This window comes from Pseudomonas imrae (assembly GCF_046352735.2).
GTDB lineage: Bacteria > Pseudomonadota > Gammaproteobacteria > Pseudomonadales > Pseudomonadaceae > Aquipseudomonas > Aquipseudomonas imrae.
In genome coordinates, this window is sequence record NZ_CP110853.2 from 2518162 (window position 1) to 2539845 (window position 21684).

General features: G+C 58.0%; 13 protein-coding genes. 8 read left to right on the plus strand and 5 right to left on the minus strand.

What is annotated here, in order from left to right; all coding sequences use genetic code 11:
• The first annotated feature begins 220 nt into the window (after positions 1-220).
• On the plus strand, positions 221-5935 hold the full coding sequence (locus OQ460_RS11305) for a hypothetical protein (RefSeq protein WP_410021876.1): 5715 nt from the start codon (positions 221-223) through the stop codon (positions 5933-5935).
• Between the two features lie 81 nt (positions 5936-6016).
• On the opposite strand, the gene OQ460_RS11310 is transcribed toward OQ460_RS11305, so the two are convergent.
• The 3 genes from OQ460_RS11310 to mexE are packed head-to-tail and all read right to left on the minus strand — an operon-like array spanning position 6017 to position 11868.
• Positions 6017-7432 (minus strand): efflux transporter outer membrane subunit, encoded by a 1416-nt coding sequence (locus OQ460_RS11310; RefSeq protein ID WP_410021877.1) that lies wholly within the window; start codon positions 7430-7432, stop codon positions 6017-6019.
• Positions 7429-10608, minus strand: a complete 3180-nt coding sequence (locus tag OQ460_RS11315) for an efflux RND transporter permease subunit (RefSeq protein ID WP_410021878.1) — start codon at positions 10606-10608, stop codon at positions 7429-7431. The genes OQ460_RS11310 and OQ460_RS11315 overlap by 4 nt, the downstream gene beginning before the upstream one ends.
• Positions 10609-10623: 15 nt before the next feature.
• Positions 10624-11868 (minus strand): multidrug efflux RND transporter periplasmic adaptor subunit MexE, encoded by a 1245-nt coding sequence (mexE, locus tag OQ460_RS11320; RefSeq protein ID WP_410021879.1) that lies wholly within the window; start codon positions 11866-11868, stop codon positions 10624-10626.
• Between the two features lie 361 nt (positions 11869-12229).
• On the opposite strand from mexE, the gene OQ460_RS11325 reads away from it, so the two are divergent.
• From OQ460_RS11325 to OQ460_RS11340, 4 genes are all read left to right on the plus strand, one after another.
• Positions 12230-13636: a PAAR domain-containing protein gene (locus OQ460_RS11325; RefSeq protein WP_410040591.1), complete on the plus strand. Its 1407-nt coding sequence runs from the start codon at positions 12230-12232 to the stop codon at positions 13634-13636.
• Positions 13636-14022: a hypothetical protein gene (locus tag OQ460_RS11330; RefSeq protein WP_410021980.1), complete on the plus strand. Its 387-nt coding sequence runs from the start codon at positions 13636-13638 to the stop codon at positions 14020-14022. Before OQ460_RS11325 ends, OQ460_RS11330 begins: the two co-directional genes overlap by 1 nt.
• Positions 14023-14026: 4 nt before the next feature.
• Positions 14027-14503, plus strand: a complete 477-nt coding sequence (locus OQ460_RS11335; RefSeq protein ID WP_410021881.1) for a hypothetical protein — start codon at positions 14027-14029, stop codon at positions 14501-14503.
• 504 nt (positions 14504-15007) lie between these two features.
• Positions 15008-15760, plus strand: coding sequence for a FadR/GntR family transcriptional regulator (locus OQ460_RS11340; RefSeq protein ID WP_410021882.1), 753 nt, complete (start codon positions 15008-15010; stop codon positions 15758-15760).
• A gap of 1 nt (position 15761) precedes the next feature.
• Here the strand turns inward: OQ460_RS11340 and OQ460_RS11345 are convergent, their stop codons facing one another.
• Both OQ460_RS11345 and OQ460_RS11350 read right to left on the minus strand, forming a co-directional pair.
• Complete coding sequence (locus tag OQ460_RS11345) at positions 15762-16577, minus strand: NAD-dependent epimerase/dehydratase family protein (RefSeq protein WP_410021883.1); 816 nt, start codon at positions 16575-16577, stop codon at positions 15762-15764.
• An 88-nt stretch (positions 16578-16665) separates the two neighbouring features.
• Complete coding sequence (locus tag OQ460_RS11350) at positions 16666-17391, minus strand: oligogalacturonate-specific porin KdgM family protein (RefSeq protein ID WP_410021884.1); 726 nt, start codon at positions 17389-17391, stop codon at positions 16666-16668.
• Between the two features lie 358 nt (positions 17392-17749).
• Between OQ460_RS11350 and OQ460_RS11355 the strand changes: the two genes are divergently transcribed.
• The 3 genes from OQ460_RS11355 (at position 17750) to OQ460_RS11365 (ending at position 21676) form a co-directional block, all read left to right on the plus strand.
• On the plus strand, positions 17750-18904 hold the full coding sequence (locus OQ460_RS11355) for a mandelate racemase family protein (RefSeq protein WP_410021885.1): 1155 nt from the start codon (positions 17750-17752) through the stop codon (positions 18902-18904).
• Between the two features lie 72 nt (positions 18905-18976).
• Positions 18977-20587, plus strand: a complete 1611-nt coding sequence (locus tag OQ460_RS11360) for an ABC transporter substrate-binding protein (RefSeq protein WP_410021886.1) — start codon at positions 18977-18979, stop codon at positions 20585-20587.
• A 51-nt stretch (positions 20588-20638) separates the two neighbouring features.
• Entirely contained in the window at positions 20639-21676 is a 1038-nt protein-coding gene (locus OQ460_RS11365; protein ID WP_410021887.1) for an ABC transporter permease, read from the plus strand.
• The last annotated feature ends 8 nt before the right edge of the window (positions 21677-21684 follow it).

A 21684-nucleotide genomic window follows, 5' to 3' on the forward strand; every position in this document is an offset into this window, starting at 1 on the left:
TACAAACTGTTATGAAGCTTGCTGCTTCTTTTCGACCAATAACTCTCTTCGACTCAATTGTTACTTCAAAGGTGATGGGGCTTCTGGCTGGCCGCCAATTCTTGAAAGACCGCCATTCGACTCTCAACGACCTCGGTTGTCGAAACAGTCGGCAGCAATATAGGAAACTTCCTATAGGTGGCGATGATGTGAACTATAAGCTGGAAGCACTTTTTCCGTAATGAAGAGTGCCGAAATGCCATTGGATTGCCTCTATGCTGATACCGTAAAAGATTATCGCCCGTCGGATAATCTCGCCCGTCGTCACTTGAGCCCCGTCAGTGGAGCGGTGTCGAGCGTCAACAACAGCGCAGCACAACCTTCGATTCAGGCCGAATTGGCGCAACTGCGGCGCGATATCAAGCGAACCTCGGAGGAACTTCAGCGTCACCAATTGCACGCCGGCTATGAGGATGTACGTCAACATCCGCTAAGTACTGCTCAAAAGCTCAAGGACCTGTTGGTGCGCGTGCAAATGGCTGGCTCTGGCCACCAACCAGGACACGTTCCGAACTGCGCCATGCAAAAGAAATGGGCGGCAGAAGAACGCTTGACGCAACTGAACCAGCGCTACGTTCCACTGGCCACGGCAGAAGCCTTGGCGCAGATGAGCGATCAACTGATGGCAGCAGAACAGACCCTTGAAAGCCTTCCTGACGCTCTCGCAGCTGAGCTAAAGCCTCAGGTTGAGCGCTTCAAGGAACGCTATGAGGCAGCAAAGTTCGGCTTGGCCATTAGCATCGGACAGGACTTTGCGAAAGACGCCGAACCCCTGATGCCGTTGTTCAACCTGACGACTTATCTAGGGCTTCAGCAAGCAGGCGATGACATCCGCGGGGCTGCCCGTGCTGCGCAAGACCTCTACCGTGGGGAATTCGGTACTCGGCCCAACCGGCTCTATGAGAACCGGTCAAAAATGTTTGCTGAGGATGAACGCCAGGCCTGGGCGACAAATGAAGCAATTGCCCTCGATAAACCGCCGCAAACCACTCAAGCCTGCGCAGCAGTTGGCAGTTCGTGGGTCCAACAGTTCGCCTCAGACGCCCGGGAACTTTTGAGCCGCATCGATAAGTTGCTAAGTCTGCCAAGTGCCGAGGGCGCGGACCTGAAGGAAGTTGTTGTCCTGTTAAAAGACATGGTCGGGCAGGGCCGTCATGCCGAAACTGTCAGTTTGCAGGCGTTGAGCAACGGCGTGTACCGCCCCACAACAGAGCGCATCGCGAGCGAGGAGTTTACCGAGCAGTTGCAGTCCATGGCCGTCGCGCTAAGAGGATGGCTGGTGATGACGGGCGCCTTGGCGGCGCAGCGTGTTGGCAATGCGATCGAGCAGCATCCGGTAATTACCGTCGGCGCACTGGCTGCTTTGGGGGTGATAAGCAACACGTACAGTGCCTGGAATCTACCGCCATCCCCAGCCCTGGATGAACCGCCAATACCTTCCCATGAGCGTGACCTCACTCTCCTGGAAAGGCAGGTCGAGATTGCCCTGGATACACCTCTGCCTGGCAAGCCAGAGGAAACGATCGGAGAAGCCCTGCAAAACTATCTGGACACGGTGCATTCGCGGGATCGGCGAGATACATCCAGTATCGACGAGCCTTCGGACAAAGCCCGGCAAATGCTTGCGGTCATGAACGAGTTGACTCCCAGCGGGACGCAGACGTTTGGATCCTTGATCCGCCAGGCCGCGGATATCGCCGACTCAGTCAGTGATCAAGAGTTGGCTCAGGCGATCTCCTCCGACCTGGAGCGCCATGCAGCCCTATTGGAGCTCGTGTATGCGCCCCAGTTGTCAAAGCAGATGAGCGAGACGGTGAGTCGGGCATTCAAATGGATGGAGCAACTTTATTCGCCAATTCTGATCCCTGCCGGGCGTCTCGATGAGATTGTCAGCGAGCAGATTAAACGTTATGAAAAAGAAACCGGTAAACCGACGAATCTGAAACCCGAGAGTTTGATTCGAGTTGATTATGAGGAGGCGCAATCGGCAAACCCTAACTGGCAAATCACCGCGTCGGTCAAAAAGAGCAAGTCGTTTCCACTTTATCAAGTAGCTACCGGTATTCACGAACGCGAATTAAGTCTGATGAAGGATGCGTTAGGGCGCAGCTTCAAAGTGGTGGGAGTTGAGCATGAGCAACTGGTTGACTTCATAGATAAGAGCTCCATAAAGAATCAGCTGGAGTCAGAATTTGATGCTTATTTAAAACGCCCAGAGCTGAAAGAGAATTCGCTTGAGTTCTATCAGAAAAGAGTTTTAAACGCTGCGCGCAACTATCTGGAGGCCACCCCGGTCTCTCATCCGGGCCATAAGCTGATGACGGATTTCCTCAAGGGGGATGCAAAGGCTTCTACCGTGACATTCCATGGTGCGGCGGTAAATGGGGTATTTGCTGTTACTCACGGTCAAACAGCAGTTCTGTGCAGTGTGGACGATGATGCTTATTTCTATATTGGTAAAAAGATAAATCATTATTCTAATTTTGGTTATCGAGAAAAAGAAGTTATACCGAACTATCCCAGCGATAAAAAATTTCGAGAGTGGATACGCGTAAAGTTACCCAAGATCGAACAAGTCAAACTGGAAAGAAATCCCGCTGCATTTGATGTCACCAGAACAAAGAACGCAAAAAACGCATTTATCGGCATGGGCGATCACGGCGGAAAAGTCAGTGGCAAACCCATTGCTTTTGAGTCGAAAGAAAACCTGGAAAGCCTCGGTACCGGTTTGTTCGACGCCTCGATGGAGCGCGTGCGTTCGGACATTGATACGCTGATCTTCACCGATTGGGAGCAGTTCGGGCTTGAGGGACTGCGTGTCGGCAAAGCGTTATTCGACTTATACAGCTACTCGGGCATGATGCTGGCCCCCGGCACTGGGTCGTTTCTATCAAGAGCCGCCGCATTTGCAGCACCTGCCGTGATCAACGCCGCTGGTGCGGGGCTAAGCGCAATACAGGGCCAAGTAACCGACGACCCAACCGAGCGTGATGCCGCCAACAAACAAGCCATGACGTCCCTGATAACCAGCGCGGTCATGGTAGGCGCGCCAGTAGCCATTGGCGGGCTCGGGAACGCTGCCCAAACCGCGAAAGCGGTGGACAGCTTTGCTTCAAAAATTGGCTATCACCGTTTCGCAAAAAGCACAATAAAGGCCACTTTGCCTCAAATAGTCAGGGACTTCATCGCCCGAAGAACCGGCGGTGCTACCCCCTATGTAAAGATGCCAGCGATTGCAAACAAGCCTTTTCCCAGAGTGGGCGGCGCACCGCGAGTGGCTATCAACCGTGTGCCAGCAGGCAGTAGCGTCGTAAAGGGGACGGCGCCTGTTGCAGAGCAAGCGCAGAGGTGGAGTAAACTAAGCGATGCGGGCAAGGTTGCCCGTGTGTCGGCGCAAGCGCTTGACTCTCCGGTCGGCAGGAAGCTGTCTGAAAAAACCAGCGAGGCTGCGGTCACAGGATCGGTGGTCAACAATCTGGAAATGGACAGTGCAGGTGCCCCCAGACAGCATTACGAGTGGGGCAAAGCATATGTAGAGACCTTTCGAGCCAGGACCAAGCTTAAATCCGACCTCAATCGGTTGACCCAGACCAGCAAGGCCTTGGATCAATTGCGGTCGCACCCACCTGTTATTCAAACCACCAGGGCTATAGGCAACCCTCAGCATGCTGCAGCGTCGTGGGTGGCCGCGTCCAGTCAGGTCAAATTGCCCGAAGGGCGTCTTCGCCAGATTATTGAGCAGTATCAAGGGGCGGATCTTAGTCGCGCGAATATTGTGGATGACATTCATAGCGCCCTGACTTCCACGTTCGATATTCAGCCCGCCAGTAACTTTCGCCCAAGTGGTGTTGGGCCACTGATGGGTTCTGATATTGCCCACGGCTATTACCAGAAAATGCTCGCTGCCCCGTACGCTGCGGGCCAATCAAATGCACTGACTCGAGCCGAGTGGCTATTTGCCTTGACCCGGAACATTCAACCCTACGCGAAAAATAACGATCCACTGGCCAGGGTTCTTTACTCTATTGCGCAGCTTCAGGACACCAACAATCACGTATTCAATGCGCTGACAAGAACAGCCGAACAGCAACTGACGCCGATAGCAATTATCGAAAACCCTCCGTTAACCGGCTCTGCAGGGGCTGCGCAGCGGGCTCCTTCGCGAACGAGCGCCAATAGCCATCAGCCGCCGGATTCCAGCCAGCCAGTTGATACACGCGTCGAGCCATTTCGGCAGATCGAAGCGAACCCCTCTCGTGAAATTCCACCGCACATGCGCGGGTTCATGGATGAATTTCGCAACAATGACGCACTGGCCGAAGCCTTTTCCAAACCGTCGGGGCAGTGTGCCGTTGCGTCCGAAATTGTCGGCAAGTTCATGGTGGACCAGGGATTCGAAAAAGTCCGGTACCGCGCCATGCGCATCTGGGTATCGCGTAACCCAAATGAGGTCAGGAATCATTTTTTTCCTATCGGTAATTACAAGGGAACCACGTACGCTATTGATCTGACGGCTCCACAGTTCGCAAACTCAGGACTGCCCACGCTCACCAAACCGATGTTTTTGCCGGAGCCGGCACTGATGAAGGCTTATCAAACAGCCAGTGACAACGCGATCATAAAGTACAAGGACTTTTCAAATCTGCGGTCGGCAGAAACGGCCTTTAATCCTTACGGATCCTCCGATCCAAAAGAGTTTATTGAAGGTGGGCACATTCTGTCGCATGGGCGCAACAAAGTTGCTCAGGCAGCCACGCCCAACGCGGCAACGTTGTCGCCATCCGAGATTCGTGAACATAGGCTTCGGCATGCTGCCAGTGCGCACAGGGTGCCGGCGCGAGCAACGCCCAGGGACAAACCATTGCAAATTAAAAGAGAGTTGGTGGAGGCGCAGCCCAGTGCGCCAGCCAAGACCCTCGATTCGCCAGCCCCCAGTCCGCCGAAGATAGTGACGGGCATGACCGCTGTGCTGTCCACGGCTGAGCAAAGCCGACAAGCTGTTGAGCGTGCACTCCCGATTGCACGCAGTCGGCTCAGCCAAGCCATCCGCACCATTGCCGACCCAGCGCATCGGGAAGATTCCAGGCAAGTCTGTAAAATCTTCTTTGGCTCTGATTCCGATGCCACCGTTCAGGGATTCAAAAGCAAGCAACTTGAAATGCAAACCGATCTGGATCGCTTGGAACTCAAGAATATCCGCTTCATTGCGGGTGAAGGCGAGGGCGGCTGGATAGCACAACTTGATCCTTCGGCTTATAAAAAGTACGCCGCAGGGCAAGTAGACACCCAGTATCTGGAGGTCAGTGACGACGGTGCGATGGAGGTGTATCGAGACATGGGCAACAGCGATGATGCCTTGGCCAACACGCTGATCCATGAGGTGAGCCATGGTATGCCCGCTGATGAAGATTTCGTGTACGCCGCCAAGTTGCGAGGCGCGCGGGAAGATATTGCTGACTTGTTGAACCTGGGCAAGTCGACGCGAGTTGAAGACTTCAACTACCCAGGCGATGAAGTGGAAGATGGCTCTCTCAGTCTGTTCGCCAAACATCCCGACGTTGCGCGAGGCCACAATGCTGACTCCACGATGTTTGGTGTCGCGCTGCTGGACCAGGCCAAAAACAATCGAGCGCTGTATAACAGAAACATAGCAGCGATCACGGCTGCCCTGGATAAGGCCGGCGGCGGGGTGATCAGGGACACCGTACCGGTCAAGGTCATCACCAAACGAGAAGCAGCGACGCGACAGATGCCTCCTTTTCTGATCGCACGTAATCAGCGGACCGGTGACATCGTGGCGGTCTTCGAGCGTATGCCTGCGGCACAAACCGCCGCCAATCGCAATGCCAGCCAGCACGTCGTTGATCTGGTGCAAAGCGTCTTTCGCTGGCAATAAAGCCAAAAAAAGCCCCGTGACCGAATGGACCACGGGGCTAAAAATTGGCTGGATGCGACCAACCAAAGGAGCTCTTTTACCTCACTTGCTGCTGGCGACCACTGTGTCTGGCTGCCAGCCACCGCCCAATGCCTTGTAGATCGCCACGATGCCGCGATACAGGTCTACTTCGGCCTGGGCCTGGGTATCTTCGGCGGCCAGGCGCTCACGCTGGGCGTCGAGCAGTACGAGGAAGTCCACAGTGCCTTCGCGGTAGCGAATTTGCGCCAGGTCTGCAGCGGCGCGACTGGATTCGCTCTGGCGAATCAGCGACACCAGGCGTTGCTGACGTTTGCCGTAGTCGCTAAAGGCGTTTTCCGATTCTTCCAGGGCCAGCAGTACTTGTTGCTCATAGGTCGCCAGGGCGCCATCGGCTTCGGCATCGGCGCCGCGCAAGCGTGCCCGCACGCTGCCCAGGTCGAAGGCGGCCCAGGTAATGCTCGGGCCCAGGGCCCAGGCATTGGCGGCCGAAGAGCCGATCTGTGAACCCCGCCCGGCGGTAAAGCCCAGGAACCCGCTGAGACTGACCCGTGGAAACAGGTCGGCCTTCGCCACGCCGATGCGCGCGGTGGCAGCGGCCAGTTTTCGCTCGGCACTGAGAATGTCCGGGCGACGTTGCAGCAATTGCCCGGGGTCACCAATCGGCAAGGCCTTGGCGATCGCCGGCAGGTTAGCCGGGCTCAGGTCTACGGTCAGTTTGTCCGGGCGCTGGCCGAGGAGGGTGGCAATGCGGTTACGCTCGCGCACTTGTTCGGCTTGCAGTTGCGGTACGCTGGCTTCAACGGCGGCGAGGCGCGCGTCGGCGCGCACCACATCGAGTTGATCGCCGACGCCGGCGTCACGCAGGCTCTCGGTGATGGTGCGCGAATCCTGCTGGTTCTTCAGGTTGGCCAGGGCGATTTTTTCTCGCAGCTGCGCACCCCGCAGTTGCCCGTAAGCGTCCACCAGTTCAGCAATCATCGTGACTTGCAGTTGATAGAGGTCGGCTTCGGCGGCTTGCTGGTCGGCGTCGCTGGCTTCCAGGTTGCGCTGGATACGGCCGAACAGGTCCAGCTCCCACGCCATGTCCAGGCCCAGGTCGTAGCGCTCGCTGTTGACCCGGCGCGTGGTCTGGCCGGGTATCTGGCCCTTGGCCAAATCGCTGCTGGCGCGACTGGTAATGGTCGGCATGGCGTCATTGCTGGCGTCATCGCGGATCGCCCGGGCTGCACGCAGGCGGGCGAATGCCACGCGCAAGTCACGGTTACCTTGCAGAGATTGAGTCACCAACTGGTTAAGGGTCGGGTCCTCGAACTGCTGCCACCAGATACCTTCAAACCGGGCGTGGTCATACTGTTTGGCGTCGGCGGCGGCCGTGATATTGGCCGCCTCCGGGGTTTGACTCTGGTAGTCGGGGCCCACGGCACAGGCGCTCAGCGCCAGTACCAGCAGGCTCGGCAGGAACACTTTCACACTCATTGCTGTGTCTCCAGCTTCAAGGCCTTGGCCGCTTTGCGTGCTTCGCTGCGCTCGACATAACGACGGATCAGTACATAGAACACAGGTGTCAGCAGCAGGCCGAAGAACGTCACCCCGATCATCCCGGAGAACACCGCCACGCCCATGGCATGGCGCATCTCGGCACCGGCACCGCTGGAGAACACCAGGGGCACCACACCCATGATGAAGGCGAACGAGGTCATCAGGATCGGCCGTAGACGCAGACGGCAGGCTTCCAGTACCGCTGCCAGCGGGTCGAGACCTTCCTGCTGTTTATCCTTGGCAAACTCCACGATCAGGATCGCGTTCTTACAGGCAAGCCCCACCAGTACGATCAAGCCGATCTGGGTGAAGATGTTGTTGTCGCCACCGGACAGGATCACCCCGGTAATCGCCGACAGCAGGGTCATCGGTACGATCAGGATCACCGCCAGCGGCAGGCTCCAGCTTTCGTATTGGGCGGCCAGTACCAGGAACGCCAGCAGTACGCAGAGCGGGAACACGAACAGCGCGGTATTGCCCGAGAGGATTTGCTGATAGGTCAGGTCGGTCCACTCGTAGGTCATGCCGTTGGGCAGCTCTTCCTTCAACAGTTTTTCAATCGCCGCCTCAGCCTGGCCGGAGCTATAGCCAGGTGCTGCGTTACCGTTGATTTCGGCGGTGATAAAACCGTTGTAGTGCATCACGCGGTCCGGCCCCGAGGTGTCGCTGACCTTGATAAAGGTCGCCAGCGGGATCATCTCGCCTTTGTTGTTGCGTACTTTGAGCTGGCCGATCTGGTCTTCGTCCAGACGGAACTGCTGCTCGGCCTGCACGTTGACCTGGTAAGTACGTCCAAAGCGGTTGAAGTCGTTGGCGTACAACGAGCCCAGGTAGATCTGCAGGGTGTCGAAAATATCGCTGATCGCCACACCGTGAGTCTTGGCTTTTTCGCGGTCGATCGCTGCATCGACCTGGGGCACGTTGACCGTGTAGCTGGTGAACAGGCCAAACAGTTCCGGCACGTTATGGCTCTTGGCGATGACGTTCTGCACTTCCTTGTACAGCTCTTCATAACCCAGGTTGCCACGGTCCTCGACTTGCAGGCGGAACCCACCGATGGTGCCCAGGCCCTGTACCGGCGGCGGCGGGAAGATCGCCATATAGGCTTCCTGGATATCGGCGTACTTGCCATTCAAGGCACCGGCAATCGCACCGGCAGACATGCTTGGGTCTTTACGCTCGTTGAACGGCTTCAAGGTCACGAACACGATGCCGCTGTTGGGGCTGTTGGTGAAACCGTTGATCGACAGGCCGGGGAAGGCCACGGCGCTATCCACGCCCGGCTGTTTCAGGGCAATGTCGGACATGCGCTTGATCACGTCTTCGGTACGGTCCAGGCTGGCGGCATCCGGTAGTTGGGCGAAGGCCACCAGGTATTGCTTGTCCTGGGCCGGTACGAAGCCGGTCGGAGTGTGGGCAAAACCGAACCAGGTCAGCACCATCAAGCCGGCGTACAGGAACAGCGCGATGCCGCTGCCGCGAATCACCCGGCGCACGGTGCTGACATAGCCACCACTGGCACGCTCGAAGAAGCGGTTGAACGGACGGAACAGCCAGGCACCGAACAGCTTGTCGAGTATTTTGGAGAAGCGGTCCTTCGGCGCGTCATGGCTGCGTAGCAACACGGCAGCCAGGGCGGGCGACAAGGTCAGCGAGTTGAAAGCCGAGATCACCGTGGAAATCGCAATGGTCAAGGCGAACTGTTTGTAGAACTGCCCGGTCAGGCCGCTGATAAACGCGGCGGGGATAAACACCGCACACAGCACCAGCGCCGTGGCGATGATCGGGCCGGTCACTTCGCTCATGGCTTTTTCGGTGGCCGGGAACGGCTCCAGGCCCAGCTCGATATTACGCTCGACGTTTTCCACTACCACGATGGCGTCATCGACCACGATCCCGATGGCCAGCACCAGGCCGAACAGCGACAACGCGTTCAGCGAGAAGCCGAACAAGTGCATCACCGCAAAGGTACCGATCAACGATACCGGCACCGCCACCAACGGAATGATCGAGGCGCGCCAGGTTTGCAGGAACAGGATCACCACCAGTACCACCAGGATCAACGCTTCGAACAACGTATGCACCACGGCCTCGATGGAGCCGCGCACAAAGATCGTCGGGTCATAGACAATGCTGAAATCCATGCCTTCGGGGAAGCTCTTCTTCAACTCGGCCATCTTGTCGCGAACCTCGTTGGAGATCTCGATGGCGTTGGAACCTGGGCGTTGGAAAATCGGGATTGCTACCGCCGGCTGGTTATTGAGCAACGAGCGCAAGGCGTACTGGCTGGAGCCCAACTCCACCCGCGCAATGTCTTTGAGGCGAGTGATTTCACCGTTATCGCCTGAGCGGATAATGATGTTCTCGAACTCTTCCTCAGTGACCAGGCGCCCTTGGGTATTGACCGACAGCTGGAAGCTGGTGGCGCTCGGTGCAGGCGGCGCACCCAGGGCACCGGCGGCCACCTGGCGGTTTTGCTCGCGAATTGCGGTCACCACGTCGGTGGCGGTCAGGTTGCGCGAAGCGGTCTTGTTCGGGTCCAGCCATACGCGCAGCGAGTAGTCGCCCATGCCGAACAGTTGCACATCACCGACACCGCCCAGGCGTGCCAACTCATCCTTGATATTGAGGATGGCGTAGTTGGACAGGTAGAGCATGTCGTAGCGTTGGTCCGGCGAGGTCAAGTGCACCACCATGGTCAAGTCCGGAGAGGCCTTGTCCACGGTAATACCGATGCGCGTCACTTCTTCCGGCAACTTGGGTTGGGTGCGGGTCACACGGTTCTGGACCTGCACCTGCGCGTTATCCAGGTCGGTACCCAGGGCGAAGGTGATGGTCAGGGTGATCTTGCCGTCGGCCGTCGACTGCGAGGACATGTAGAGCATGTTCTCGACGCCGGTGATGGCTTGCTCCAGCGGTGCGGCCACGGTTTCGCCGATGACCTTGGGGTTGGCGCCGGGGAAGTTGGCGCGTACCACTACGGTCGGCGGCACCACTTCCGGGTATTCACTGATCGGCAACTGGAACAGTGAAATCGCGCCAGCGATCAGGATCAACAGTGAAAGCACTGCTGCGAAGATCGGCCGCGAAATGAAGAACTTGGAAAAATTCATCTGGTGTGTAATCCCTTAACCGCGTGGAGTCGCGACGCTGGCGAGCTTGGGCGCGGTTTTGTCCGGCGCCACTTGCTCCAGGTTGCTGGCTTCAAGTGCTTGTCGTTGTTGTGCAAGGGCGGCGAGCGTTTCCTTGCTGGCCATCGGAATGGTTTCAGGTGTCACCGGCGAACCCGGACGCACCCGCTGCAGGCCCTTGACGATAATCGTGTCGTCTTTGTTCAAGCCGCTGCGCACGATACGCAAACCTTCGATTTTCGGACCCAGCTCTACGGCGCGATAGGCGGACTTGTTGTCGCCATCCATCACCAGCACGAACTTCTTGCCCAGGTCGGTGCCGACAGCTTCGTCGGTGATCAACACCGCAGAGTAGGTACCACTGCCCACCAGTTTCAGGCGTGCGTAAAGGCCGGGGGTGAAGCGCCCGTCAGCGTTATCAAACACCGCGCGTCCACGGATGGTGCCCGTTGCCGGGTTGACCTGGTTGTCGACGAAATTCATCTGGCCCAGGTGCGGGTTGCCGGTTTCGTTGGACAAGCCCAGGTACACCGGGGTCGTCGCGCCACGGCGACCCTGGCGCGCCAGTTCGGTGTACTTGAGGTACACGCGTTCATCGGCATCGAAGTACGCATAGACTTTATCGGTGGAAACCACGCTGGTCAGTTCGGTCACATCGGCTGTCACCAGGTTGCCGGCGGTGATATCGGCACGGCTGACACGACCACTGATGGGGGAAGTGACGCGAGTGAAGCTCAGGTTCAACTTGGCCAGGTCCAATTGCGCCTGGATCCCGGCGACAGCCGCGCGGGCTTCCTGGGCTGCAGTGGTACGTGAATCGGCCAGCTCGGCGGAGATTGCGTTGCTCTGGCGCAGGCGTTCGCCGCGCTTGGCTTCGTTATCGCTGCGGTTGGCGGCAGCCCGGGTTTGCGCCAACTGGGCTTCGAGGCGACGCACTTCGGCCTGGAACGGGCGCGGGTCGATCTGGAACAGCAGGTCGCCTTTCTTGACCAGCGCGCCTTCGGTGAACGCAACCTGATCGATCTGGCCGGACACGCGCGGACGAATCTGCACGGTTTCCGGAGCTTCCAGGCGACCGGTGAACTCATCCCACTCATTGACGGGCTGTTCCAGGACCTTGGCAACGCTGACTTTACTGGCTGGCATGGCGGCCGCTTGGTCAGGGGTCTTGCCGCATGCGCTCATCACCATCACGGCCAAAATGGCCAGTGGATAGCGCAAATGTTTGAGTGACTGTTCCATGAGGTGCATCCGCCAATGTATTTGAGATGGGCGGATCATGCTCGGCGCAGGGCTATCTCACGAATCGAATGAACCAAAGGTAACTATCATCCGGAATGATATAAGCGGCGACGAAGCCCTCTAGTATGGGGGTTTAGTTAGGGGGCTATCAATGTCGTTGATGACAAAGGACTATTGCAAAGGGGCCGATGGAGTATTCACTCATTAAGACTGCACTGTAGGACATCTGGTTTTTCCTTGGGGGACGCTTCCTTTTCGTCACTGACAACCCAGCCCGCAGGCTTGTGACGGGGCGTCCCCCGTCGTTTCATCTCCAGTTCCGCTAATTGGCTTACGCCGCATGAACTGGAGAGACGCACGGATGAATAAAGGCTATTTCATTGGGCTAGGTGACAAAACCAGCTGCGGTGGCGAAGTTCTGGAGGGCGACAACAGGGTCAGTCTCTATGGCCTGCTTCATGCGTGCGAAGGCGACCGGGTCACCTGTGGACAGAACGGGCAGGCTTATACGATTCTCGGCGGCATTTCCCATATAAGCAGTCATGGCCGGCATATGGCTGGCACGCTGGACAGCTTCAGCAGTTGCCCGTGTCGGGCCCAGCTGATTCCGTCGGTATTCACCGTCAGCTACAGCAATCAAGGTTATTCATTGCAATCCAGCAGGCGCGCGCCTGAACCGGCTCCGTCAACCCGGCGCCCGGTTGCGCCGCCTCAGTCTTCCTACACCCCTCCACGCAACCCGACACCCGACACGTTTACGGACGTGCAAGGCGAGGAACCGGGCTTCTACGTGCCCTCCAAAAGCATGCCCCGCGAAGCACTGGAGGCCATGCTTTTTCCTGTGCCTGATCCCAGTGTGATGCGCAAGTTTTACGCGCTCAACCCGAAGATTGGCGATGTAAAAGCCGGCTCGATGATCGTGCTCGGCGATCCCCGAAACACTTCCTGTACCTACCAGGAAGCACAGCTGATGCAGGCCGCCCAGCAAGTCGAGGCAACCCTTGCGCCCCTCACGCCAGAGGAAGCTGACTTCCTGCATCGGCACGCTGCCGAAATCGCCAGCTTTTCCGGCCAGAGCTCGACCTGGCTGGGCGTCAGCGCCGTGATGATGGAAAAGCACCTGGCCAACCTGCGCGACACGCTCCAGGCCATGGAGCGCCTGCATCAGGAAAACTATCGCCGACACGGTCATCTCAAATCAGCGCAATTCTTCGCCGATCGCCAGCACCTGCTCAAACAACTGGATGCCCACCTGTTGAACTCCACCCGGCTGCGTGGCCAGACAACCTTCGGCGATCACCCGAAGTTGAAAACGGCGCTGGGCATTTCCAGCAAGAGCCTGGTGCATCACTGGGACAAGGCGGGTGCGCCGGGGCAGATTCCGGGGTATGCCGGTCACGTCGAGGCGATCGGTCGTGCGCAGAAGTACATGAAGACTGGCGGGTATATCGGAATTGGGGTGGGTGGGGTGTCGTCGTTGCTGGCGATTGAGCAGGTGTGTAATGGGGATTCTGGGGAGGCTTGTACGAGGGTCAGGTTTACGGAAGGGGGGAAGTTTGGTGGGGCTACTGCAGGTGGTGCTGCGGGTGGATGGGCAGGCGAGCTTGTCAGTGGGCCGATCTGCGTGGCGCTTGGCGTTTCTACGGGGTTAGGAGGGGTTGTGTGTGTGGCGGCCTTAGTTGGGACTGGCGCTTGGGTGGGTACAACGCTCGGTGGGATGGGTGGCGAATACATGGGTGAGAAAGTCTACGAGGTTACTCAACCGTGATGAATATCGACACGTGGTCTCCCTGGCTAGCGATTATTTTTACCGGCGGCCCGAGTCTGCTTGCAGCTGCGGGCCTTGCATACAGTTTGTACCTTAGCCACCGTCACATGGACGCCATGAAGGAGGCCTTGAAAAACAGCCGTTATATTTATCTTTGGGGGCCAAGCCTGGGAAAACGAGGTTTGATTTTGTCCCTTCTGGAAATAGCGAAAATCGCCGGGATGGTTGTGTGGTCGAGGGCGTATATCCATATGGGGGATGTAGATCCTGTCGATGTAGAACACTTCCCTCCTTACTTGAAACGGCACCTGATCATAAATATGACCATGATCCTCTCCTCCTTGGCCTGGATGGCCGCCGTAGCTGTACTGCTGAAGTTCAGATGACTAGATGATTACGCTCCAGATTGAAACACTCCTCAAACCTTCCAGTCGTGGCCTGGTGCATCACTGGGACAAGGCGGGTGCGCCGGGGCAGATTCCGGGGTATGCCGGGCATGTGGAGGCGATCGGTCGTGCGCAGAAGTACATGAAGACTGGCGGGTATATCGGAATTGGGGTGGGTGGGGTGTCGTCGTTGCTGGCGATTGAGCAGGTGTGTAATGAGGATTCCGGGGAGGCTTGTGAGAGAGTGAAGTTTACTGAAGGGGGTAAGTTCGGCTTGTCTACCGCAGGTGGTGCTTTGGGCGGATGGGCAGCCAGTTATGCAAGTGGTCCGATTTGCCTGGCACTTGGTGTTTCTACAGGTCTCGGTGGTGTTGCCTGCGTCGCAGCCATAGTAGGGACTGGCGCATGGGTGGGTACGACTTACGGCGGTATGGGTGGCGAACGATTAGGAGAAAAGTTATACGAGAAAACACTGCCATGACAGCGGAGGAGTTTTGGAGATCCTGGCTAGCCATCTGGATTTTGGCAGGCCCATTTCTGCTTGCCATCACGGGCTCTGCATACAGTTTGTACCTGAGTCACCGTCACATGGAGGCTATCAAGGAGGCGCTGAAAAACAGTCGTTACATCTATATTTGGGGTACGAGCCTGGGAAAACGGGGGTGGATTTGGTCCCTCTTGGAGATCGCAAAAATCGCCGGAATGATCACGATGCCGAAGGCATATATCCGGCTCGGTGATCTGGACCCCATCGATCTCGAAAACTTTCCTCGGCGCCTTAAGCTTCGGTTGCAAATCGTAACAATGATTATGTTGGGTGGAGCTATATGGCTAGTGGGGGTATCTGTACTCCTGGAGCTCGAATGACGGAATGGAAGGCCGCTGCAAGTTGGGAGCGGCCGTGGCCCGGGTCGAAACAATGTTGTCGTACAACTACATGAGCTATGATTGCGATTCATTCGACACACTGAGATAACCGCTCTTGATGGACCATCAGAACGCCCATCCCCGCGCTCGCCACAAGCACCGCAGCCTGACTGAGGAGTTGGTCACCGAACTGTCCCGGCGTATTCATGATGGCGAGCTTGCGTGCGCCACCAAGCTGCCGACCGAGTCAGAAGTCATGGAAGAGCATGGGGTCAGCCGCACGGTGGTGCGTGAGGCGATTTCTCGCCTGCAGGCGGCGGGGCTGGTGGAAACACGGCATGGCATCGGTACCTTTGTGCGTGATGTGCCCGGGCCAAGCGGCTTTCGCATTAACCCTGGCAGCATTGTGACGCTGAATGATGTGCTGGCCGTTCTGGAGTTGCGCATCAGCCTCGAGGTAGAGGCTGCAGGCCTGGCCTGTGCGCGGCGGACGCAGGAGCAGTTGCAGGTGATGCGCGATTCGCTGGACGCACTCAACTCGCGGATGGTCAGCGTCGAATACGCCGTGGCTTCAGACTTTCGCTTTCATCAGCAAATCGCCCTGGCCACGGGCAATCGCTACTTCACTGACATCATGTTGCATCTTGGGGTCAGCATCATCCCGCGCACCCGCGTGCATTCCACCCGCCTGGTGAATGACAACAAGGAACCTTATCTGGAACGCTTGAGCCGCGAGCACGAGGATATCTACGACGCGATCGCCCGGCGTGATGCCGACGCGGCACGTGCCGCCATGCGCCTGCATCTGTCCAATAGTCGCGAGCGCATGCGGCGCGCTTATGAGGCAGTGGACGTGGTTCGAGGCAGTTGAGTCAATCGCCGAACGGCCCGGCGGCGGTAAAGGCGCCACCTTGAAACAAGTTGTCGGGGTCGTCGGTCGCAGGCTTGGGCTGGCGTTCGATCTGTGCTCGAAACGCTTCTGAACTATCCAGCGGGACAAAACCCAGATGCTCGGCATGACGGTTACTCCACCACCGGTCACGGTTGGCCGAAACTCCATAGACCACGCTGTGGCCGACATCACGGGCCAATAGCGCACGGACCACCAGCCGATCAAGGTCCGCGTGGCTCAACCAGGTCGCGAGCATGCGCTGGTTGCGCGGCTGCGGGAAGGACGAGCCGATACGCAGGCTGACGGTTTCGATGCCGTAGCGGTGAAAGTAAAAGGCCGCGAGGTCTTCTCCATAGGCTTTCGACAACGCGTAATAGCCGTCTGGACGGCGAGGAACATGGGCGTCCAGCTCCACATCCTGCGGGTAGAAGCCGGTGACGTGGTTGGAGCTGGCGAAAACCACGCGCTTGATCGCATTTTTGCGCGCCGCCTCATAGATATGAAAGGTGCCGCGAATATTCGCCTCAAGAATCTCTTCAAACGCGCGCTCAACCGAAATCCCTCCCAGGTGAACTATCACATCGACGTCCCGGGCCAGGGCGTCGACACCGGCCTTGTCTGCCAGGTTGCAACTGATGACTTCATCATGAGCACCGCGACTCGGCGTCATCGGGCTTATGTCGGTTGAACGGATGATCGTGGCATGGGCCTGCAAGGTTTCCCTGAGGATCTGCCCCAGGCCTCCAGCGGCGCCGGTCAGCAGGATGCGGTTAAACGGTTTTTGCGAAGACGTCATGGTCGGGTTTTCCATTACTCGGGTTTGATGATGCGAAGACGGGCGCCATCCTGGCGAACGATGCGCGATCGCCAGGCCTGGGGCTGGCCTACATGAAGTTGTACTGGACCCCAAGACGCCAGCGGGCCTGGCGGTCGTCGGTGGTGGAGTTGACTTTGATATCGCCGACTTCCATGAACGGCACCCATTGTTTCGTCAGCTTGTATTTGACGCTCAGGTTCTGTTCGTAATCGCTCTTCTCGTTGTCGTAGCGAATGTAGTCCGTCTTGAAATAGATGTACTGATACTCATACGCCCACTTGCTGGCCGGCGTGTAGCCGAGCCAGCCTTCGACACGATGGGTGTTCTGGTTGTCCTTGGCGCGATCGGGCAGGTCTTCGTTGATCTGGTCGCGATCCAGCTTCTTCGCATCCATTCGGTAGCGGGTGGCCACGTAGAACGCGTCGTTGATCTTGTAGTGATACTTGAGACCGAACTTGTAGCTGGTCGAGTCCTTCGAGCTGTCCATCTGGAACGCCGGGGTCAGCGTCGATCGGGGGCTGAGCTTGTAGTTGTAACTGACGGTGAGCTCGTGACCGTTGTTGATGATGTTGTCGTAGGCGACATCCTCCCGATCACCGGCGGTGCGGTATTTGAGCTCTCCCTCGAACCCCAGCCCATTGTCCATGCGATAGCTCAGCTTGACCCGGTCGGCGTGGATGCTGTCGCTTTCGGTGAACTGGTGGCGGTAGTTGATGCTGGCGGAATCGGCGCTGGCACAAAAGGGCAGGCCGATGACCGCGACGGTAATGAGCGTACGTAGGGTGTTGTTCATGGTGTCTTCTTTTATTGTTTTTGTTGGGAGTGTCGAACAGTGCGGCGGCGCTTTTTGTTGAGGTTGTTTCTCATTAGAGCGCTAGAAATACGTTATCGTACAACAAGACAACATGTCTACGGTGCTTGGGTACATTTGAAACAATTAGACATATATATCGCCGCTGAATGCTTGTCTGCGTACGGATAGGTTATTTGTTCGTTATCTCTTTCAGGGCCGTATTATCTAGGAATTCTGGGATTTATTGAGAGATTCAAGGTTTTCACGAGTGTCTTTTAAAATGTTGTACGATGACTTATGATCATTCTCAGCAGCCGACGCTATCGTCACAAATCCAATAAAAAGGCTAAAGACATCCATGAGAATCACAGCAGTCAACGTCCAGGTTTTTTCTTATCCGACCCGCCGCGCGGTGGACAGCGCTGGCCACGCGCACCCTGGTGATGTCACCCAGGCCAAGATGGCTTTGCTGCGGATCCAGACCGAAGATGGCACTGAAGGCTTCGCATTCGGCGCCCCGGAATTGATTCGTCCTTATGTGCTCGATGGTTTTGTGCGCAAGGTGCTGGTGGGGCAGAACGCCCATGACCGCGAAAAAATCTGGCAGGACCTGGCACATTGGCAGCGCGGCAGCGCCAGCCAACTGACCGACCGCGCCCTGGCGCTGGTCGAGCAAGCATTGTGGGATTGGGCCGGGCGCAAGCTGGGCGTGCCGGTACACAAGTTGATCGGCGGTTTTCGCGACAAGGTCCCGGCCTACGGTTCGACGATGTGCGGTGACGAACTGCCGGGCGGCCTGGCCACTCCTGAAGACTACGGGCGCTTTGCCCAGACTCTGGTTGAGCGCGGCTACAAGGCCATCAAGCTGCACACGTGGATGCCGCCGGTGTCTTTCGCGCCGAGCCCGCGCATTGACGTCAAGGCCTGTGCCGCCGTGCGTGAGGCCGTTGGCCCGGACATCGCACTGATGCTCGACGGTTACCACTGGTACAGCCGTACCGACGCGCTGTATATCGGTCGCGAACTGGAGAAACTGGACTTCGCCTGGTTCGAGGAGCCGATGATGGAAGAGTCCGCCGAGTCTTATGGGTGGCTGGCGAACCAGTTGGATATCCCGGTGCTGGGCCCGGAAACCCTGGCCGGCAAACACCTGAGTCGCGCCAGCTGGGTGAAGAACGACGTCTGCGATATTCTGCGCGCCGGCGTGGCCGGGGTCGGCGGGATTGCGCCGTGCCTGAAAGTCGCGCACATGGCTGAGGCGTTTGGCATGGATTGCGAAATCCATGGCAACGGCGCAGCCAATCTGGCGGTGGTCGGTGCGATCAAGAACTGCACCTGGTACGAACGCGGATTGCTGCATCCCTACCTGGATTACGACGAGGTACCGGCATACCTCAAGCGCCTGGTGGACCCGATGGACAAGGACGGTTTTGTTCACCTGTCCGACCAGCCGGGCCTGGGCGAAGATATCGATTTCGACTTTATCGAGACTCACACCCTCAACAGTTTTTGATTTGTGCGCGGGCGACCCGGTGCATGCCGGGTTATCCGAGAGCCCTATAAATATAAGAAAGGCACTCTCGCTATGAATATTCTTCCTTCGCTTTGTGCGCGGGTTTTTGCGGCTACATTGGCAGTGGGCATCGTGCCGGTTGCCTATGCCAAAACCCCGGCCGACCAACTGATCGTCGGCATGAGCATGATCAACCTGTTGTCCCTGGACCCGGCGGCCGCCACGGGCCTGGATGTGTCGGAGGTCAACGCCAATCTCTATGACATGCTGCTGGTGCAGGATGTCAAACAGCCGGATCGCCTGGTGCCGGCCCTGGCCGAGCGCTGGCAGGTCAGCGATGACCGCAAGACCCTGACCTTCAATCTGCGCTCCGGTGTGCAGTTCCAGTCCGGCAACCCATTGAGTGCCGAAGATGTCGCCTGGTCGCTGCAGCGGGTGCTCAAGCTCAATCTGGCGCTGGCTTCGACGTGGAAGGCCTATGGCTTCAGCGCCGATAACGTCGAGCGCTACATGCGCGCCACCGACGCCAATACCTTTGTCATCGAGTTGCCACGCCCAACCGACCCGCTGCTGGTGCTCAATACCCTGGCGACTTCGCCCAGCGCGTTCATCCTCGATCGCAAAAAGGTTCTCGAACACCAGAAAAACAACGACATGGGCGCCGCCTGGCTGGTCACCCATGCAGCCGGCAGCGGTGCGTTTGTGCTCAATGACTGGCGCGCCAACGATGTGATCCTGATGACCCGGTTCGACGGTTATTGGGGCGGCCAGGCGAAGCTCAAGCGCATCGTCATGCGCAACATGACCGAGTCCCAGTCGCTGCGCCTGATGATCGAGCGCGGCGACCTGGATATCGCCAAGGGCATGTCCGCGCCGGATATCCAGGCCCTGCAAAACAACGACAAGGTGCGTACCCAGACGCTGCAACGCGGCACGCTGTACTACGTGGCCTTGAGCGTAAAACAACCGATGTTCGCTGACGCCCGGGTGCGCCAGGCAGTGCGTTCGTTGATCGATTATCAAGGCATCAATCAAACCGTGATGCCGCACTACGGCCTGATCAATCAACGCCCGTTGCCGCTGGGCCTGGCCGCGCGCCTGCCCGATCCGGGTTATCGCCTGGACGTCGCGCAGGCAAAAAAACTCCTGGCCGAGGCCGGTTACCCGAGTGGCTTCAAGACCAACATTCGCGTGCTGGCTGAGCCGCCGTTTATCAATATTGCCGCCAACCTGCAATCGACCCTGGCCCAGGCCGGAATCGAGGCGAGCATCGTCACCGGCACCGGCAACCAGATCTACGGGGCGATGCGGGAGCGCAACTTCGACATCATCGTCGGGCGGGGCGGCGGCGGGGCGGAACGTCACCCGCATTCAAGCCTGCGCACGCTGGTCTACAACCCCGACAATCGCGACGAAGCCAAGCTGAGCAACTTCCAGGGTTGGCGAACCTCGTTCTACAGCCCCGAGTTGAACCAGTTGATCGAACGCGCCGAAGTCGAACCCGACGCCGGCAAACAGTTGGCCCAGTACCGCGAAATCCAGACGCAACTCGACCAGCAGGTGGGGGCGATCCTGCCGGTTTCGCAGATGACCGATACGGTGCTGGTCTATGGCGATGTAACCGACTTCCAGGGCCATACGGCGGCGACTACCCGCTACAAGGATGTCTACAAGAAGCGCTGACCCGACCGGGCTGTACACGTGCATCTCTGACCGTTTTACCAGGAGCTCACTATGTTTGTTTCGACTGCCTCTGTGTTGGGGGCTCGTGTATCCAACACCGCGCGGCGCGCCAGTACCGTACTGGTAACCTTGCTCGGCCTGCTGGCGCTGACTTTTGTGATTGGCCGGGTCATGCCGCTGGATCCCGTATTGGCGGTGGTCGGGCCGGACGCGGACAGTTCCACTTATGATCAGGTCTACCAGGCCATGGGCCTGGACAAACCGATCTGGACCCAGTTCGGTCTGTACCTCAACGACTTGTTGCATGGCGATTTCGGCAACGCGCTATTGACCGGCCACCCCGTGCTCGATGACATCCTGCGGGTGTTCCCGGCGACCATTGAACTGGCGACGCTGGCGATTTTGTTCGGGATCGTGATCGGCTTGCCGCTGGGGGTTTGCGCGGCCAGCAATCAAGGGCGATTGGGCGATCACGTGGCGCGTGTCATCACCTTGTTCGGTTACTCCACGCCGATCTTCTGGCTGGGCATGATGGGCCTGCTGGTGTTCTACGCCTGGCTCGGCTGGGCCGGCGGGGCGGGGCGTATCGACCTGGCGTATGACGGCATGGTGCCGCAAGTCACCGGTCTGCTGCTAATCGACTCGACGTTGGCGCGGGACTGGGACGCCTTTGCCAGCGCCCTGCGGCATATCGTACTGCCAGCGCTGATCCTGGGCCTGAACTCGGTGGCCTACATCAGCCGCATGACCCGCAGCTTCATGCTGGAGCAACTGTCCCAGGAGTACATCATCACCGCCCGCGTCAAAGGGCTGTCCCGTCGGCAAGTGGTGTGGGGGCATGCCTTTCGCAACATCCTCGTGCAATTGCTGACCGTGGTGGCACTGGCCTACGGGTCGTTGCTCGAAGGTGCAGTGCTGATCGAGACGGTGTTTGCCTGGCCCGGGTTTGGCCAGTACCTGACCAGCAGCCTGATGCTCGGTGATATGAACGCGGTGATGGGGTGTGTGTTGGTCATCGGCTTGATTTTTGTCGCGCTCAACTTGATCAGCGATGCCTTGTACAAGGTGTTGGATCCGCGCACCCGTTAAACCTCGTC